13 protein-coding genes are annotated in these 17,884 nt (G+C 60.2%); 9 read left to right on the top strand and 4 right to left on the bottom strand.

Annotation, left to right across the window (positions count from 1 at the left end; all coding sequences use genetic code 11):
- Nucleotides 1-123 precede the first annotated feature (123 nt).
- A complete protein-coding gene (locus ABK249_RS30325; RefSeq protein WP_348864755.1) occupies nt 124-678 on the bottom strand; it encodes a hypothetical protein in 555 nt (184 codons plus the stop codon).
- A 1,098-nt stretch (nt 679-1,776) separates the two neighbouring features.
- Nucleotides 1,777-2,181 (bottom strand): hypothetical protein, encoded by a 405-nt coding sequence (locus ABK249_RS30320; RefSeq protein ID WP_348864754.1) that lies wholly within the window; start codon nt 2,179-2,181, stop codon nt 1,777-1,779.
- A 248-nt stretch (nt 2,182-2,429) separates the two neighbouring features.
- Between ABK249_RS30320 and ABK249_RS30315 the strand changes: the two genes are divergently transcribed.
- From ABK249_RS30315 to exoR, 6 genes are all read left to right on the top strand, one after another.
- Nucleotides 2,430-2,627 (top strand): hypothetical protein, encoded by a 198-nt coding sequence (locus ABK249_RS30315; protein WP_210058355.1) that lies wholly within the window; start codon nt 2,430-2,432, stop codon nt 2,625-2,627.
- A gap of 178 nt (nt 2,628-2,805) precedes the next feature.
- Nucleotides 2,806-3,459: a protein-L-isoaspartate O-methyltransferase family protein gene (locus tag ABK249_RS30310; protein WP_348864753.1), complete on the top strand. Its 654-nt coding sequence runs from the start codon at nt 2,806-2,808 to the stop codon at nt 3,457-3,459.
- A 253-nt stretch (nt 3,460-3,712) separates the two neighbouring features.
- Nucleotides 3,713-4,582 carry a PopZ family protein gene (locus ABK249_RS30305; protein ID WP_348864752.1) on the top strand — a complete coding sequence of 290 codons (870 nt, stop codon included), beginning with the start codon at nt 3,713-3,715 and terminating at the stop codon, nt 4,580-4,582.
- 121 nt (nt 4,583-4,703) lie between these two features.
- Complete coding sequence (locus ABK249_RS30300) at nt 4,704-7,535, top strand: valine--tRNA ligase (RefSeq protein ID WP_348864751.1); 2,832 nt, start codon at nt 4,704-4,706, stop codon at nt 7,533-7,535.
- A 358-nt stretch (nt 7,536-7,893) separates the two neighbouring features.
- Nucleotides 7,894-9,123, top strand: coding sequence for an OmpP1/FadL family transporter (locus tag ABK249_RS30295; RefSeq protein ID WP_037151416.1), 1,230 nt, complete (start codon nt 7,894-7,896; stop codon nt 9,121-9,123).
- Between the two features lie 477 nt (nt 9,124-9,600).
- Nucleotides 9,601-10,371 carry an exopolysaccharide production regulator ExoR gene (gene exoR, locus ABK249_RS30290; protein ID WP_415926495.1) on the top strand — a complete coding sequence of 257 codons (771 nt, stop codon included), beginning with the start codon at nt 9,601-9,603 and terminating at the stop codon, nt 10,369-10,371.
- A 39-nt stretch (nt 10,372-10,410) separates the two neighbouring features.
- Here the strand turns inward: exoR and xth are convergent, their stop codons facing one another.
- Nucleotides 10,411-11,199: an exodeoxyribonuclease III gene (gene xth, locus ABK249_RS30285; RefSeq protein WP_348864749.1), complete on the bottom strand. Its 789-nt coding sequence runs from the start codon at nt 11,197-11,199 to the stop codon at nt 10,411-10,413.
- A gap of 71 nt (nt 11,200-11,270) precedes the next feature.
- Nucleotides 11,271-11,600 (bottom strand): iron-sulfur cluster insertion protein ErpA, encoded by a 330-nt coding sequence (gene erpA / locus ABK249_RS30280; RefSeq protein WP_227702663.1) that lies wholly within the window; start codon nt 11,598-11,600, stop codon nt 11,271-11,273.
- Between the two features lie 132 nt (nt 11,601-11,732).
- Between erpA and ABK249_RS30275 the strand changes: the two genes are divergently transcribed.
- The 3 genes from ABK249_RS30275 (at nt 11,733) to ABK249_RS30265 (ending at nt 17,834) form a co-directional block, all read left to right on the top strand.
- A complete protein-coding gene (locus ABK249_RS30275) occupies nt 11,733-12,950 on the top strand; it encodes a deoxyguanosinetriphosphate triphosphohydrolase (protein ID WP_348864748.1) in 1,218 nt (405 codons plus the stop codon).
- Between the two features lie 63 nt (nt 12,951-13,013).
- A complete protein-coding gene (gene argS, locus ABK249_RS30270) occupies nt 13,014-14,771 on the top strand; it encodes an arginine--tRNA ligase (RefSeq protein WP_037151403.1) in 1,758 nt (585 codons plus the stop codon).
- Between the two features lie 66 nt (nt 14,772-14,837).
- Complete coding sequence (locus tag ABK249_RS30265; protein ID WP_348864747.1) at nt 14,838-17,834, top strand: SPOR domain-containing protein; 2,997 nt, start codon at nt 14,838-14,840, stop codon at nt 17,832-17,834.
- The last annotated feature ends 50 nt before the right edge of the window (nt 17,835-17,884 follow it).

Raw genomic sequence — 17,884 nt, 5'->3', positions numbered from 1 at the left:
CCTTGGACGGATTGACCATCCCAAGTGAGATCACCGGACCGGTGCCGCCAAAATCGTGCTCAAGCAGGTATCGGTAAAGGCCGCATTCCGAGAAGACGACGCGGCGTTTCATGAGAAGGTCGCTCATATCTCACCCTTTCGCTGGGAGTGGGTGGACGGTGACGGCGATGAAGGGGTGGCCCTCGATTGCGCCGGTGGGGCGAGCGCGAGCATGATCTCATCCGTTAGGTAGACCATTTCCATTTCGCCATCACTGATCGGAACGCCCTCGCGGGTCATCAAATCAACCAAGCAATTCCCGTCACCTTCCACGTGCATGAGGTTGGTCAGGCGATAGTCGCGCAGCACGTAGAAGGCTTTGCGCCACTCAGGACCACGAGCCTCGCGATACCCTTCCGCCTCATCGCCTTTAATCGAAATGGGGCGCATATACGTCTGCGGGGCGGGGGTGGCAGTACGGAAACTTGATTGACTAAGTTTGACTGCACCGCTAGCCACGGCATTGTGAATCGACGCAGACAAAGGTGCCGCATGTCCAACCGGAGACGGAGCTTCTTCGATTTCATCTACGAGGCAAATATGATCACGGGGACCGTCCGCGCGATCCTGTTTATCTTGGCTTTCTCCGCTATCGGAGGCAGTGCAGTCTATTTCATTAAGCAGTTGTAGATTGCCCACCAAATGTGATCCGGGCGGTGGGGCATGCGCGAGCTTGCAACCCCCATCCTCAACCTGTCTACTGATCCCGCATCTCTCTGGGGGAAGGGGTCCAGCGGTATGCGGGTGGCCGGGATGTGTGGAGGCTTCCGGCCACTCCTTCATCCTGGGAGGTGGGCACGACCGGAGGAAACCTGCAGTAGTATTGACTCGACAACCATCTCGATGAGGCGCAGTTTTATTTTTGCGGTGGTAATGGCTAAGGGCCGTGCCACCGAGAGTTTGAGAGCGTCCACCCCCACGAGGACGAAAACAATGCAACAGAATTCTGTTCAGCTCATCTCTAAACTCGGCAAGTGGACTGTCCGCCTCACAGAGGATGACTTGTCTGAGGATCAAAAATTCGACTGTGAAGACCATGCGAGATCTTGGGCGGATGGCCAGAAAATACGCCTGAAGGCGTCTGGGGTTACCTGCTCTGACGAATGATGGCAGCCGGGACAAATGCTCTATGGTGCATTCGTCCGGTCGATCCCAGCTGCCGTAACCCTGTACTCTCTTCTCAACGAGATTTGCCCTCATGGCGACGGCAAATCGATTGACCGCGCGATCGTCGGGATGCGGCTCCATAAGTGCAGGGGGTGATGGCTGGCTTTCCCGCCTGCCGGTGACACCTCGTCCTGACGATCTCCTGTGCAAGGCAGCGGGGGCTCCCAAGCTCTCTCTGCGGGTTCGACACTGGCCGTGTCGAACCGTTAGGTGCCCTTGATCACAGCGAAACAGCGCATCAAGTTCGTAGGTTGGCTTCCTCATCAGACGTGCTCCGTAGCGGTGGCAAATTTCAGGAACCAACCTTGGTCTGGCGGATTGGGTGTTAGTCGCAATCCGCACAAGGACCAGATAGATGCCGAACACCCCAACGCCTGACCAGCAGACCACGTCTAAGCCAGATCAACAGCCGTATCAAAACCCCGGCAAAGACAAGAAACACCCGGGCGACGACGCGGCCGTTGATGCATCGACTGAGCCCCAAGAGGGGAAACCAGCGAAACGCTGATTGAAGTCTCGGCTGGGTAAGGCCCCACCCGAAGGAAATGTCCAGACTATGGAAAAAGGGAATCATTGCTGGTCCTCGCGATAGAGCGGCCTGTATGGCAGGGACAGTTTCGGCTGCCGCTTGGCGGCTTTCTCTGTTTTGGGGAAGCCGGCGCTGCGGAGCGGCTTGGCAGGCGCTGTTCTGATGCCGAGGTGGTTCGCCTCATTGCGTTTAGCCTTGGCGATTTTCCCTTTGTCGCCGGCCGTCTTCGGCTTATGGCAGCAGTCGAGACCCAAGAGCTTGCCGTCGTCGGCCGTGAGCTTTGCGTTCTTATCGACCTGCAGTGCGTCAGCAACTGTGTGGTCAATCTCGTAGGCTTTCTTCCCCAGAATGAGCCCGCACCCCTCGCAGGCGATTTCACCACTCGCGAGCATGGCGCGTTTGACGATCTGGGCTTTGACTGTCTTCGTGAATTCGCGGCGGCTCATCCCCGCCCCCCGATCATCCTGGCGATGTCCTTCAGTTGCCGCTTTATGGATTCGCAGTTCCGGGCGAGGCCTCCAAAACTTCCTTGCTCCTCAACCGTCTCCTCAAATCTGATTTTCCCTTTCAATCAGGCATTTACCATGCGGATTTGTGTGCGCCGCAATATGGTTAATTTTTAACTTTCTTCTCTTAGTCTCGGGAACAGAAAGGCCTGTTTGCTGCTTTATGGGCAGAACGGAGGGAAAGCGACATGATCACCAGGATTATCACCGTCCATCGTCAGTCCGCCAATGAGTGTGAAGGCACTGGCACTTTCGCCGATGGCATTTTCCCGCTGACCTCCGCCGAACAGTCTGCTTTCGACAAGGATCATGGCCTGCGCACGTCCTACCGCCGGGATTATACGATCGTTCGCAGGTTGGAAGAGGCGCCGCCGGCCTTTGCCTGATCCTCACCTGTCCGCGGCCTGCGGCGCTTTGGCGATCTCCTCCAGTTTTTTGCTCTGAAGCCGGGCGATGTCTTGAAAGCACGCCTCGCCGTCAGTAAGACGGACTTGCGTGAGCCCGGCGTGTGGCTGGGTGATTTGGGCCGGGGTGATTCGGGCCGGGTGATTTGGGACGACTGAGATGATGGATTTCGAAGCAGCACGGGCAAAGATGGTCGAGAATCAGATCCGCACCACCGATGTCACGTCGCACTCGGTCCTGCGGGCCTTCTATACAGTACCGCGCGAGGCTTTCGTGCCGGCCGAGGCCAAGTCGCTCGCCTATGTCGATACGGACATCGAGGTGGCGCCGGGGCGCTACCTGATGGAGGCTTCGCCGCTGGCCAAGCTCCTTCAGCTCGCCACGATCATCAAGGATGACGTCGTGCTCGAAGTCGGAACCGGCACCGGCTATGCGACGGCCATTCTGTCCCAGCTTGCCGGTTCCGCCGTGTCGGTCGAGTCAGACGAGGCGCTGGCAGCTCAGGCAACCCAGACGCTCTCTTTGCTTGGCTGCGACAATGTCGCGATCGTGGCGGGCGAGCTGGAAAAGGGATATGCCAGCGAAGCGCCCTTCGACCTGATCTTCATCAACGGCGCAGTCGAGGAAGTGCCGACCGCCTTGCTGGACCAGCTTCGCGATGGCGGCCGCCTCATCGCCGTCGTGGGCTATGGAAATGCTGCCCAGGCGAAGATGTTCGTGCGGGAGCAGGGCGTGATTTCCGAAAGCGCCTATTTCAACGCCTCGGTAAAACCTCTTCCGGGCTTCCGCAAAATGAGAGAATTCGTTTTCTGATCGCGTCTGCAGTCTGAAGGCGGGGACGAGAAGGGGCCTCTGCGGGGCCTCTTTCCCGTTTGGAAACGTATTGCCTTTCGCGTCCCGGGCAAGTGTGTGACATCCGGGATTCACATCGCCAATAAAACTGTGTATCGGTAGGACGCCTGGGGCAGTTGTCGTTGTTTCCAGCCCCCCCGACACCTTACAGTGTCTGCGATTCAGGGTTTCCTGCTTGGAGCCGAATCGAGTGCCGGTAACAGCGGGGATGAAAATGGCTCAGCCAAATGTAGCGCGTGAACCCTCCATGGAAGAAATCCTGGCGTCCATTCGCCGGATCATTGAAAGCAATGAGCCGAACGCCGAAAACGTGCTCTCCCGCCCGCTGTCTTCGGCCTATGACGAAGAGGGAATGGAGGATTCGGAAGAGACGGGCTTTATTCCGGATAGAGTTGCCAATGATCCCGGTATCCCCTCGCGCAACGAGCCGCTGAATTCGGTGCAAAGACCGTCGGGCGAGCCGGCCCAGCCGGAGCGTACGCTTTCGCTTGCCGATGTCGCTGCAAGGGTACGTGCCGCCTCCGCGCGCCAGCAGGAAACGGGCAGCGTTCGCCTTTCCACGGCCCCGGTTGCTCCCGAACCGGTTGCGCCCGCCCCTGCTCCAGCCTACCGTGAGGAGGAGGAGGCGCGGCCTCGGACGACGCGCATGTCTGACTTCGGCGAGCCGGGGCCGGCGGTAGCCCCCGCTGCTCTCGTCCCGCAGGCTGCATCCGTCACAGAAGCGCCGGAAGCCGTTCACCAGGCGCCGTCCCCGGTTCTCGAAACGCCCGAGCAGAGCCCGGAGGCGGAGATGCCCCTTCGGCCGGCGCCGCAATTCATGTCCGAACCCGCTCCTGAGAGCCTGCCGGCCAGGATCGAGGAAGCCGCCAATCTCCTGTCAGCCGAAGCGGGGGCGCAGGTCGCGAGATCCTTCAGCGAACTGGCTGCGGTGTTCAATGGGCTTGAGCATCGCTCGCTGGAAGAGATGGCGCAGGACATGCTGCGCCCGATGCTGCAGGAATGGCTGGACGACAATCTTCCGACGCTGGTCGAGCGCCTGGTGCGCGAGGAGATCGAACGTGTGGCCCGCGGCCCGCGCCGCTGATTGCATAGCCGAGACCGATTGAAACGGCCGCTCCGGCGACGGGGCGGCTTTTTTATTGACTTGGATCAGCCCATCCTATTTACACCGCGATATCTTCCCAAGAACAGAACCGGGTCAGGAAATGCTCGAAAAGACCTATGATTCCGCAACCGTAGAACCGAAGATCGCCAAAGCCTGGGACGAGGCGGATGCCTTCCGCGCCGGCGCCAATGCCAAGCCCGGAGCGGAAAGCTTCACGATCGTGATCCCGCCGCCGAACGTGACCGGTTCTCTGCACATGGGCCATGCGCTCAACAACACGCTGCAGGACATCATGATCCGCTTCGAGCGCATGCGCGGCAAGGACGTGCTGTGGCAGCCGGGCATGGATCACGCGGGCATCGCAACCCAGATGGTCGTTGAACGCCAATTGATGGAGCGCCAGCTCCCAGGCCGCCGCGAAATGGGTCGTGAGGCCTTCATCGAGAAGGTCTGGGAATGGAAAGAGGAATCCGGCGGCCTGATCTTCAACCAGTTGCGGCGTCTTGGGGCTTCCTGCGACTGGTCGCGCGAGCGCTTCACCATGGACGAGGGGCTTTCCCAGGCCGTCCTCGAAGTCTTTGTCACGCTCTACAAGCAGGGCCTGATCTACAAGGACAAGCGCCTCGTCAACTGGGATCCGAAGCTATTGACCGCCATCTCCGACATGGAAGTGGAACAGCATGAGGTCAGCGGCAATCTCTGGTATCTCCGTTATCCGCTGGAGCCGGGCGTCACCTACCAGTATCCGATTGCGTTCGACGAAGAGGGCAAGCCGACCGAATTCGAGACGCGTGATTATCTGGTCGTCGCCACGACTCGCCCCGAAACCATGCTGGGCGATACCGGCGTTGCGGTAAACCCGGAGGACGAGCGTTACAAATCGATCGTCGGCAAGCATGTCATTCTGCCGATCGTCGGCCGGAAAATTCCGATCGTAGCGGATGACTATGCCGATCCGACCGCCGGAACCGGCGCCGTCAAGATCACGCCGGCGCATGACTTCAACGACTTCGAGGTCGGCAAGCGCGCAGGGCTGCGCGCCATCAACGTCATGAATGTTGATGCGACCATCACCGTCAAGGACAACGAGGATTTCCTGGAAGGCCTGGATCATCCCGCAGCGCTTCACGGTGCCTGGGATCGGCTGGAAGGGCAGGATCGTTTCACGGCCCGCAAGATCATTGTCGAGATATTCGAGGAAGCCGGACTGCTCGACAGGATCGAGCCGCATAAGCACACGGTGCCGCATGGGGACCGTGGCGGTGTGCCGATCGAGCCGCGGCTGACCGAACAGTGGTTCGTCGACAACAAGACGCTCGCCCAGCCGGCGATCGCCTCGGTTCGCGAGGGACGCACCAAATTCGTTCCGAAAAATTGGGAGAATACCTACTTCCAATGGATGGAAAACATACAGCCCTGGTGCATTTCCCGCCAGCTCTGGTGGGGCCACCAGATACCCGCCTGGTACGGTCCGGACGGCCAGGTTTTCGTCGAAAGGACGGAGGAAGAAGCGCTTCAGGCCGCCATCCAGCACTATCTTGCACATGAAGGGCCGATGAAGGCCTATGTCGAGGACCTCCTGGAGAACTTCAAGCCCGGCGAGATCCTGACCCGCGACGAGGACGTGCTCGACACCTGGTTCTCGTCTGCGCTCTGGCCGTTCTCGACACTCGGCTGGCCGGACAAGACGAAGGAGCTCGAAAAATATTACCCGACCAGCGTTCTGGTCACGGGTTTCGACATCATCCCCTTCTGGGTCGTCCGCATGATGCAGATGGGACTGCACTTCATGAAGGACGAGGAGGGCAACGGGATCGAGCCGTTCCATACCGTTTACGTCCATGCTCTGGTGCGCGACAAGAACGGTCAGAAGATGTCGAAGTCGAAGGGCAACGTTATCGACCCCTTGGAACTGATCGACGAATACGGCGCCGATGCGCTGCGCTTCACGCTGGCCATCATGGCGGCGCAGGGCCGTGATGTGAAGCTCGATCCGGCCCGCATCGCCGGTTACCGCAACTTCGGCACCAAGCTTTGGAACGCCACACGGTTTGCGGAGATGAACGGCGTCAAGCGCGATCCGGCGTTCATTCCGGAGACTGCGACGCTCACCATCAACCGCTGGATCCTGACGGAACTTTCCGCGGCGATCCGCGATGTGACCGAGGCAATCGAGACGCAGCGTTTCAACGAGGCGGCGGGCGCGCTCTATCGCTTCGTCTGGAACCAGGTCTGCGACTGGTATCTCGAATTCCTGAAGCCGGTCTTTGCAGGTGACGACGAGAAGGCGAAGGCGGAGTCCCAAGCTTGCGCGGCCTATGTCCTGGAGGAGACCTACAAGCTCCTCCACCCCTTCATGCCTTTTATGACCGAAGAGCTCTGGGCCCATACGGCGCCGCGCGACAGCCTGCTCTGCCACGCCGACTGGCCGGCCCCGGAATTCTTCGACCGGGCGGCCGCAGAGGAGATCAACTGGCTGGTCGATCTCGTCTCGGGCCTGCGTTCGGCCCGCGCCGAGATGAACGTGCCGCCTTCGGCCGTGGCACCGCTGATCGTGGTTGGAGCAAATGAGACCAGCCAGTCGCGCCTGATACGCCACGAGGCGGCGATCCGGCGTCTCGCACGTGTCGAAACCATCGAACTTGCGGACATTGCGCCCAAGGGAGCGGCCCAGATCGTGGTGGGTGAGGCGACCGCCTGCCTGCCGCTTGGCAATCTGATCGATCTTGCGGCGGAGAAGGTGCGCGTCGAGAAGGCGGTTGCCAAGACAGAGAGCGAACTGGACCGCATCGGCAAGAAGCTGGCGAACGAGAAATTCGTCACCAACGCCGATCCGGAAGTGGTGGCGGCCGAACGCGAACGCTTTGCCGAACTGCAGGTTCAGATGGCCAATCTCAAGACGGCTTTAAAGAGAATCACCGAAGCCGGCTGATCCTCTCCACGGCGTCGGAACGAATGCCGCGTCCAGCCATGGGCGCGGCTTTTTGTTTGTAACGCCCGGTCGCCCATTCCGTGCGTTCCTTTGTGCAACTGCACACAGGGGAAAAGCAAGGGTGTTGCAAAATTGACACGGATCAATTTGTTCACGTGAGAAAATTCTACCGACCTGCGTGTTGGATACGGGAAAGTAGTAATTTTGTGCGGGAATTACCCCCAAGCATCCGGTTCCACAGTTGTTTACGTAAATTTGGCAGGCTTTTGCGCTGCGACGGTTCCGATCACCGAAAGTTGTCTTTTGGAAGTCGCCATCTACAGTGATTCCCGTCACTTACCAGGGAGTGGGAACAATTATGATAAGTAGACACATAACGAGGGGACTTCTGGCTCTTGGGGCGGGGTGGGTCCTTCAGTCGTCGGCTTTGGCGGGAGGCCTTGAGCGCGGCGGCTATAATATCGATCTGCTTTTTGATCCGTCGCGCTTTGCGGCTGAATCCACAGCCACTTTCGTCATGCCGCAGCGCAAGGCGAAGAATGTGACTGATACCAATCCTCTGAACGGGAACCTCAATACGATCCCGGGATATTCCACGTCTGCGGATGACAGCGAGAGCTATTTCTCTCCTCGTGTCGGCGTGAAAGCCGCAATAGGCGATGCCGCGGACTGCATGTTCGATTACTCTCAGCCCTATGGTGCTCATACCAATCCGGGTGCCCATTGGGCCGGTGCGAGTGATAACGTCGAAACGAAGGTCAACAGCGACAATTACGCAGTGACCTGCTCCTACAAATTCGACATGGGGCCCGGACAATTCCGCGTCATCGGTGGTGTTAACTATCTGAAAATGGATGGCTTCAAGGAACGTCTGCTGGTTCCGCCGGAAGCGATAGGTTTCGCAGCAACAGGCATCGGCCGGCTGGAGCTCGAAGGCGACGGCTGGGGTTGGCGTGCCGGCGTGGCCTACGAGATCCCGGAATATGCACTTCGCGCGAGCCTGATGTACTACAGCGAAGTCAAACTCAACGAAGTTACCGGCACGGTTGATCTGACACAGGTGCCGGCTTTTGTTCATCCTCTCGGCGGGCTGATCATTCCGGTTGAGGGATCGACGTCGATGCCGGAAGCGATCGAGCTGAAGCTCCAGTCGGGCATTGCGCCGGACTGGCTTGCCTTTGGCTCCGTCAAATGGACGGATTGGAGCCAGTTGCAGCGCATTCCGTTCTACAACAGCGGCGTCGAGATCACCTCTCTTGATCTGGGCTATCGTGACGGTTGGACGGTCACCGGCGGTATTGGTCACAAGTTCAATGATCAGTGGAGTGGTGCCGTTAGCGTCACCTGGGATCGCGGCACATCTCAGGAATACGGTACGCAGACCGACACTTGGCTCTTTGGTGCCGGCGTTTCCTATTCTCCGAACCAGAATGTGGAGATCCGTCTTGGAGGCGTGATTGGCATCCTGACGGGCGGGGATTCCGGTCCGACCACGATCGGCGGCGTTGATGTAGGCGACGAGGCCACCTACGAGTTCGACGACGACCTGGTGGCGGCACTGTCGACTTCGCTCAAGGTGAAATTCTGAGTTTCGACATCGATTGTTACAGGAGCCCGGATGCGAACCCGGGCTCTTTTTTTGGCGACTTTCGTTGTGACGATTTGGCAACACTTTTGAGGGACTATTATCAGGCGCCTTGAGAGGGAGGTTTCTGTCCATTTCCCGCCACAAACGGGGCGCAGCGGTAGAAGGGTAACAGTCGCTGACCGCGGGGGCGGGGCGCGCAATTGGAGCATCATGGGCGGGTTTATGAGTGAAAAGCCGGGCTTTTTGCGCTCTGGCAGGCGGATCTTGGCGCCGTTCTGTTTTCTCGCGGAAGTCGCGGTATCGGGTCCAAGTCTTGCCGGAAACGGCACCTACAGTTTCATTCGCCTCTCGGGAGGAGCAGGCACGGGATATCCCCGGACGACCTCTTTTCTGGCGGCGAGCAAAGCTCGGGCTGCGGCTGTAAGCTGCGCGCGAAGTGAAAGAAACTGAAACATGTCGAAGTCTGGCATCGGATCCATGAGAGTATTGCTTCTTGGAGTGTCGCTCGCCTCGGTTATGGCGGGGTCGGCTGCGGCTTTCGATATCAAGTCGGGGATCACCAAGGAGTCGGGGCCTTTCGATCTCTTCAAGTTCGGCTTCAAGGCTTACAAGAACGGGCAGAAGGAAGACGCGGTCGAAGCTTATCGTTATGCTGCCGAGAAAGGCCATACGGGCTCGCGCTGGGCGCTGGCCAACATGTATGCCTATGGCGACGGCGTCGCGAAAGACGATTTCGAGGCGTTCAAGATCTACAACGAGATCGCTGCCCAGGGCATCGAGCCCGGTTCGGAAGATACCGGCTTCTTCATCAACGCGCTTCTGTCGCTCGCCAATTATTATCGCCGCGGCATCCCGGGCAGCCCGGTCAAGGCCGACATGTCGCAGGCGCGCCAGCTCTATTTCCAGGTTGCTTCGACCTTTGGTGTGGCGGAAGCGCAGTTCCAGCTTGCGAAGATGATGCTCGCGGGCGAAGGCGGAGGCGCCAACATCCAGCAGGCGAAGAAATGGCTCAATCAGGCGCGTCGGAACGGGCACGCCGGCGCCATGGCCGTATTCGGCAACGTGCTGTTCCAGGAAGGCCAGACGGTGCGCGGGCTTGCCTTCATGACGGCGGCGCTCGACAAATGCACCGTGAAGGATTGTTCCTGGATGCAGCAGTTGCAGGAGCAAGCCTTCTCGGTCGCCGACGAAAAGGATCGCCGGGGCGCGATCGCGCTGTCCCAGGAGTTCGCCAGGGGCGTTGAATAGGCGCGCCGAATAGAGGCTTGGACCGGCGGCGCCCGCGGCTCAGTTGAAATCGAACAACCCGACCACGGGCACGTGATCGGACGGCTTTTCCCAGGCGCGCACGTGCTTTTCGATCGCGGTTGCTTTCAGGCGATCGGCTGCTTCCGGTGCAAGGAGCAGATGATCGATGCGGATGCCGTTGTTCTTCTGCCAGGCGCCGGCCTGATAATCCCAGAAGGAATAGAGCTTGGTCGCGTCCGTCGTCGCGCGGACCGCGTCGACGAGACCGAGATTTTCAAGGCGCCTGAAGGCGGCGCGCGTCTCGGGCAGGAAGAGCGCATCCGTCGCCCAGACGGCCGGATCGAAGCAGTCATGCGGCTCGGGGATGACATTGTAGTCGCCCGCAAGGATGAGCGGTTCCTCAAGGAGGAGGCAGTTCCGCGCATGTTGCCGCAGCCGCTCCATCCAGGATAGCTTGTAGGGATATTTTACCGGATCTTCGGGCGGGTTGCCGTTCGGCAGATAGATGGAAGCGACGCGTATGGCGCCCCGCGGTACGGAAAAGACACCCTCGATATAGCGCGACTGCTCGTCGCCGTCGTCGCCTGGAAGCCCGCGCAGGATTTCATCCGGACGGATCTTGGAAAGCAGGGCCACGCCGTTGAAGCCCTTCTGGCCGTGGGTTTCGACGTGATAGCCGAGCGCTTCGATCTCCAGCCGCGGGAAGCCCTCGTCGACGGATTTGATTTCCTGCAGGCAGACGATGTCAGGCTGGGAATCGGTGAGCCACTGGCGCAGGTTGTCGAGGCGTGCCTTGACGCCGTTGATGTTCCAAGTGGCGATCTTCATGGGGCCGTCCCTCCGTTTTCCGCTTCCTCTTTTAGCGAAAGAGGAAGCGTTGGGAAGGGAGAAGATGGATGTCAGACGGAGAAGCTGGTGCCGCAGCCGCAGCTTGCGACTGCATTCGGATTCTTGATCTGGAAGGACTGGCCGAGCAGGTTGTCGACGAAATCGATCTCCGAACCCGCCATATAGACGAGCGAGAGGCTGTCGATCAGCACCTTGGCATTACCGTTTGCGACCACGACATCGTCGTCCTGCGGCGCGTCGGCGAGGTCGAACTTGTAGGAAAAACCGGAACAGCCGCCGCCTTCGACGGAAACGCGAAGGGCTTGCTTGCCGTTTTCCGCGCTGACGATTTCGGCAATCCGCTTTGCCGCTGCATCCGAGAGAGTTACATTTGCATCCATATCCGTCTCCTGCCGGGTTCAAGGCCCGGGGAATAACTGTCACCGGCATTGCGCACGGCTCTACTATAGGTATGAAGACGTGAACGGCGCGTCAATGGGCGGCAGGGCGTTGGTGAAGAAACAGGTGAAGGCATGATGATCGATACCGGGACGCTGGGGTTTGGCAGCGGCGAGCGTGCGGTTTACGCCGCCAACCCCTGGGCGTCGCGCGGCCGCATGTTCCCCGAGGAAGAGAGCCTGACGCGCTCGGAATTCCAGCGTGATCGCGACCGTATCGTTCACACGACGGCCTTCCGGAGGCTGAAGCACAAGACGCAGGTCTTCATCAGCCCGGATGGTGACCATTATCGCACCCGGCTTACCCATACGATTGAGGTGGCGCAGATCGCCCGTGCCCTGGCGCGCGCGCTGAAGCTCGACGAGGACCTCGCCGAGGGGGTGGCGCTCGTGCATGATTTCGGTCACACGCCCTTTGGTCACACGGGCGAGGACGCGCTGGACGAGATGCTGAAGCCTTATGGCGGCTTTGACCACAATGCCCAGTCGCTCAGGGTCGTCACCAAGCTCGAGCGCCGTTACGCGGAGTTCGACGGGCTGAACCTCACATGGGAAAGCCTCGAAGGGCTCGTCAAGCACAACGGCCCGCTCCTGACGAAGGATCGCAAGGGGATACACGGACCGGTGCCGCAGCCGATCCGGGACTATTGCGAACTGCACGACCTGGAACTCGCAAGCTATGCAAGCCTCGAAGCGCAGGTCGCGGCGATTGCCGACGACATCGCCTACAATACCCATGATATCGACGACGGGCTGCGTTCCGGACTCCTGACCTTCGAGATGCTGGAGGAGGTCCCGTTCCTGGCCGGCCTGATGGCGGAGGTGAGGGGGCGTTATCCGCATCTCGAGCCCAGCCGTTTTGCCTACGAGGTCACGCGCCGGCAGATCACTCACATGGTGGAGGATGTGATCGGCGTGGCGCAGGACAATCTCAAGAAGCTGAAACCGCAAAGCGCCGACGATGTGCGCGCTGCAAACCACGTGATCGCCACCTTTTCCGAAGAAATGGCGGAGACCGACCGCCGCATCAAGAAGCTTCTCTTTTCGCACATCTACCGCCATCCGGACATCATGCGCATCCGCGCCGGCGCCACGCAGATCGTCCAGGACCTTTTCAAGGCCTACATGGACGATCCGACATTGATGCGCAGCCACTACTGGGTCGATCATATCGCGGGGCTCGGCCAAGCAGCAAGGGCGCGTCATGTCGGGGATTATCTGGCCGGCATGACCGATACCTATGCCATAAAGGCGCATGCCGCGCTGTTTGACCACACACCCGATTTGCGCTAGGCACCCGGCCAACAACAACGGCTTTCCAAGGGCCCGCGCGGGTTTTCCACGCGGATGAGTGATATGAATCTGTTCGCCGACTTCGAGACTAGAATTAAGAACGCTTTGGAAGCTCTTGATATCATCAAGGAAAAGCGAAGCGAAGTCGATTTTGGACGTATCGCCATCGAGCCGCCGCGTGACCCGAGTCACGGCGACGTCGCCACCAATGCGGCCATGGTGCTGGCAAAGCCGCTCGGCACCAATCCACGCGCGCTTGCCGATATCATCGCCGCGGCGCTACGCAATGATTCCGATGTCAGCGAAGTTTCCGTCGCCGGCCCCGGATTCATCAATATCCGCCTCGCGACCGGCTATTGGCAGCGGCTGCTTTCTTCGGTGATTGTGGACGGGCTGGGCTACGGCCGCTCGACGCTCGGGCAAGGCAGGAAGGCGAATGTTGAATACGTTTCCGCCAACCCGACCGGCCCGATGCATGTCGGTCATTGCCGCGGGGCGGTGGTGGGTGATGCGCTTGCGAACCTCATGGCGTTCGCCGGCTACGACGTGACCAAGGAATACTACATCAACGATGCCGGCGGGCAGATCGACGTGCTCGCCCGGTCCGTCTTCCTGCGCTATCGCGAGGCGCTGGGTGAAAACATCGGCGCGATCCCGGAAGGCCTCTATCCGGGCGACTATCTCGTGCCGGTCGGCCAGGAATTGGCCGCCGAATACGGCCCGCGTTTGCACAACATGCCGGAAGAAGACTGGATGGCGATCGTCAAGGACAAGGCGATTGACGCCATGATGGCGCTGATCCGCGACGACCTCGATGCCCTCAACGTTCATCACGACGTCTTCTTCTCCGAGCGCACCCTGCATGCCAATGGTGCCCAGCGCATCCGTCAGGCGATCAATGACCTGACCTTCAAGGGACATGTCTACAAGGGCACACTGCCGCCTCCGAAGGGTCAGTTGCCCGAAGATTGGGAAGACCGCGAGCAGACCCTGTTCCGTTCGACCGAAGTAGGCGACGACATGGATCGCCCACTGATCAAGTCCGACGGCAGCTATACCTATTTCGCCGCCGACGTTGCATACTTCAAGGACAAGTACGACCGCGGCTACGACGAGATGATCTACATCCTCGGCGCCGATCACGGTGGCTATGTTAAGCGGTTGGAAGCCGTCGCGCGTGCCGTCTCGGGCGGCAAGGCAAAGCTGACTGTCCTGCTTTGCCAGCTCGTCAAGCTGTTCCGCAATGGCGAAGCCGTGAAGATGGGCAAGCGCTTGGGCAACTTCGTCACCCTGCGTGACGTGGTCGATGAAGTTGGCCGCGACGCCGTGCGCTTCATGATGCTCTATCGCAAGAATTCCGAGCCTCTCGACTTCGATTTCGCCAAGGTGACGGAACAGTCGAAGGACAATCCGGTCTTCTACGTGCAGTATGCGCATGCCCGCTGTGCTTCAGTTTTCCGTCAGGCGAAGGAAGCATTTCCGGATCTTGACATTGATTCGCTGGACCTGTCGTCCTCGACCGGACTGATCACTGATCCCAATGAGTTGCAGCTGATTGCCAAGCTTGCTGAATATCCCCGGATTGTTGAGGCGGCGGCGCTCGCACAAGAGCCGCATCGCCTTGCTTTTTACCTCTATGATCTGGCAAGTTTCTTCCACGCTCATTGGAACAAGGGCAAAGAACAACCGGAATTACGTTTTGTTAACGATAAAAACCGAGAATTGAGCGTTGCCAGGCTTGGGCTGGTGCATGCTGTCGCCTCCGTTTTGAAGTCAGGACTTGCAATTACGGGCACAGCAGCACCGGAAGAAATGCGGTAAGAAACGCCACCATTTCCCCACATTGCACTGGCATATGCGTAGCAATGTAGGTGAGTGGACGAGGTAATGGCAGATAACAACCTTGTGCGTAGCCGGAATGATTTCCCGGATTTCTTTGCCGATGACGACCCGCTGGCAGAACTCGCCCGCATCGTAGGTTACGAGGATCGGCCCGTCCCGAAACCGGAGGCGCCGGTTGCTGTGGCGCCCGCGCCGCAGGACGAAACGACGCTCAACCTCGAAGACGAGCTTCTTCGCGAGTTCGAGCGTTATGATGCGCCCCGTCTCGATCCTGTCCAGGATATCACGCTGGACGACGCGCCATATGCTTCGGTCGAACCTGCCCCCGCTGTTTCCATTTCCGGCCCGCCGGTGGAACTTGAGGAGCCGGACTTCGTCCCGGCAGAGCCGAGTGTTGCGGAACTGTCGCCGGATTTCCCGCCATCAAGGGACGACATGCGCGACCGTGACGATTTCGGTTTCGGCGACGAGGAGCCGCCGCTCGCGGTCGAAACGGTGGATGCCTCTCAGTCCGTCGGCAAGCCGGATCTGGATGCCAATTCCGTCGAGCCGATTCCCGATGTGTCCGACGAGACGGTTGCGGTGTCTGCCTCGTTCGCAGAACCGGCAGAGCAGCCCATCGAGGAATTCGATCTTGCTGCGGAGCTGGAAAGCTCGATCGGCGAGCCGGTTGTCGAAACTGAGCCGGAGGTGAAGCCGGAACCGAAAGCCAAGGGGTATACTCCGGGTTTCCGCATGCCGCTCGTCAATTTCAATGTCGCCCGCGCAACAGCACCTGCTCCCAGGCAAGAGCCGGCCGCGCCGGTGCCGGACGGGCATGCCTCCGATGCACAAGCTCCTGAGAACTTTCCGGCTGCGGCACGAGAGCAAGCTCCGGTTGCCGAGGTTGCCGCAGGCTCCCCGATTTCTGATCTGACGGCCGAGACCGAAGAGGTTCCTGCAACTTCTGTTCCTTCGGCCCCTCCAGCTCCCGTCGCCACGGCTGAATCAGCATCCGCGCCGGATCGGTTCTCTGAGCTTGATGAATTGATCTACGACGTCCAGCGGTATGAACTGCCGTCCGAGGCCAGACCGCTGGCGCCCCCTGTCGCAGACAAGGTGCCGGAAGCGTTCGTTATGACCTCGGCGGTTGTCGAGCCGGTCGTTCCGGCTGCCGAAGCTCCGGCGGCCAGGATACCGATCGTCGAAGAGACGGATCCTTTCTCCGACGAGGAATTCGAGCTTGCCCTCGATGATCTCGAACTCGATCTCGCTGACATCGTCACGGAGGAAGCGAACAGGCAGCCCGAGACGGTGGCGGAGCCCGCTGCGAAAGCCGCCGACACGGCACCTGCCAGGCTCGAAATCCCCGCCGCGCGGATTGCACCTGTCGCCGCGCCGGCTGCCGCAACAGCGCCTGTGGAGACTGCCGAAGAGGTCGAGCTGTTCGCCGACTTGCCGTTTGACCCTGCCCAGATTGCTGATTCCGAAGATCAGGTTGAGGCGATCGCTGAGCTTGACGTGCCCTCGCTGCCGGCTGAAGAACCGGAGCAGCCGCCAGTCTATCGTCCGGACTACGACCTCGATATCGATGCCGAGCTGGCGACGCTTCTGATGACGCCGGACAAGGCAGATGCCGCGCAACACCGGAAGCCTGAAATCGACATAGCGGCTTCGGTGCAGGCGGGAGGAGAGCGCAGGGCTCAAGCCAATCGTCCGTCGAGCGGCGATCTCGATGATTTCGAGCGCGCGCTGGAGGAGGATTTCCGGCGCAGCCTTGCTACTCCTTTGCCGCCGGCAGAGCATGAAGAGCTGCAATACGCTGAAACCGATTATCTTGCGACGGTGGAAAATGCGCGTCGCTCCGTCATGCAGAAATGGGCCGTTCCGCTGGTTGTTGCCGGTGTCGTCGTTCTTGGCGGCGTCGGGGCCTATGCCTGGCTCGGTAGCGGCATATCGGACGCCGTCTCAGGCGGTGAGCCGGTCGTCATCGCCGCCGACACCGATCCGGTGAAGGTCGCCCCGGAAAATCCGGGCGGCAAGACCGTTCCCAACCAGGACAAGGCCGTCTACGACCGGGTGGCGGGCGTCGCATCGCAGGAACCGAAGCAGGAGACATTGATTTCTTCGAACGAAGAGCCTGTCGATGTCGTCCAGAAGACCCTGATGCCTGATACGTTGCCGCTTGAAGGGGAAAACGAGATCGAACCGACGGAGATCGGCGAGACCGAAGACCCGCGCCTTCTGCCGCAGCAGCTCGAACAGGCGGCCGCACCTGCCGAGCAGCAGCCGGTAACGGTCATGCCGCGGAAGGTAAAGACGATGATCGTCCGTCCGGATGGCAAATTGGTGGAACAGGAAGTCGCGGCGCCGGCGCTCGCTGCGCCTGAAAAGATGCCGGCAGCCGGCACCAAGCCGGTGGATGTTGCCGCCGCTTCTCAGCCCGCGGCGGCCTCGATTCCCGCAGCTCCCGCTCAGGTCCCCGCTGCTTCTAGCGCCGGTGCGGCCGGCATCGTTCCTGTCTCCACGCAGGCTCGTGCAGCCGAGCCGGTCGAGGTCGCAAAGGTGGACCCGGTAGCGCCGGCCGGCACACCGGCTCCGGTCGAAGCAGCTCCGGTCGAGCCTGCTGCAGCGCCGGAAGTTCCGGTCGAGGCTTCGGATCCCGCACCGGTGATCCGTGCTCCGGTTCCGATCGCGCGCCCGGCGGAACAGCCGGTCAATGTGGTCGCCGCCGTGACGGATCAGGGCAATGTCCGCGCTTCGAACCAGCAAGCGGCAGCACCGGCTTCCACGTCGGCCCAGGGTGCTTCGGTCGGCGCGGGCGGGTATCTGATCCAGATCGCCTCGCTGCCCTCAGAGGCCGAGGCCCAGAAGTCTTATCAGAACCTGTCGGCTAGATATGCCGGTGTGATCGGTGGCCGCGGCGTCGACATCAAGGCAGCCGAAATTGCCGGCAAGGGGACCTTCTACCGTGTCCGTATTCCGGCCGGCAGCAAGAGTGATGCCGTGGCGCTCTGCGAAAAATATCGCGCAGCGGGCGGGAACTGCCTGGTTGCCCGTTAGGAACCTGCCATTGAAAGAGATCGAACGGGGCGTCCAGCGCCCCGTTTTTC

This window comes from Neorhizobium phenanthreniclasticum (genome assembly GCF_040066075.1).
In the GTDB taxonomy this organism is placed as follows: Bacteria; Pseudomonadota; Alphaproteobacteria; order Rhizobiales; family Rhizobiaceae; genus Neorhizobium; species Neorhizobium petrolearium.
This window is presented reverse-complemented; position numbering and strand designations above follow the sequence as displayed.

Coding starts and splice junctions, on each gene's coding strand:
- ABK249_RS30320 (WP_348864754.1), bottom strand. CDS start 2,181: ATGAGCCGCCGCGAATTCACGAAGACAGTCAAAGCCCAGATCGTCAAA.
- ABK249_RS30315 (WP_210058355.1), top strand. CDS start 2,430: ATGATCACCAGGATTATCACCGTCCATCGTCAGTCCGCCAATGAGTGT.
- ABK249_RS30310 (WP_348864753.1), top strand. CDS start 2,806: ATGATGGATTTCGAAGCAGCACGGGCAAAGATGGTCGAGAATCAGATC.
- ABK249_RS30305 (WP_348864752.1), top strand. CDS start 3,713: ATGGCTCAGCCAAATGTAGCGCGTGAACCCTCCATGGAAGAAATCCTG.
- ABK249_RS30300 (WP_348864751.1), top strand. CDS start 4,704: ATGCTCGAAAAGACCTATGATTCCGCAACCGTAGAACCGAAGATCGCC.
- ABK249_RS30295 (WP_037151416.1), top strand. CDS start 7,894: ATGATAAGTAGACACATAACGAGGGGACTTCTGGCTCTTGGGGCGGGG.
- exoR (WP_415926495.1), top strand. CDS start 9,601: ATGAGAGTATTGCTTCTTGGAGTGTCGCTCGCCTCGGTTATGGCGGGG.
- xth (WP_348864749.1), bottom strand. CDS start 11,199: ATGAAGATCGCCACTTGGAACATCAACGGCGTCAAGGCACGCCTCGAC.
- erpA (WP_227702663.1), bottom strand. CDS start 11,600: ATGGATGCAAATGTAACTCTCTCGGATGCAGCGGCAAAGCGGATTGCC.
- ABK249_RS30275 (WP_348864748.1), top strand. CDS start 11,733: ATGATGATCGATACCGGGACGCTGGGGTTTGGCAGCGGCGAGCGTGCG.
- argS (WP_037151403.1), top strand. CDS start 13,014: ATGAATCTGTTCGCCGACTTCGAGACTAGAATTAAGAACGCTTTGGAA.
- ABK249_RS30265 (WP_348864747.1), top strand. CDS start 14,838: ATGGCAGATAACAACCTTGTGCGTAGCCGGAATGATTTCCCGGATTTC.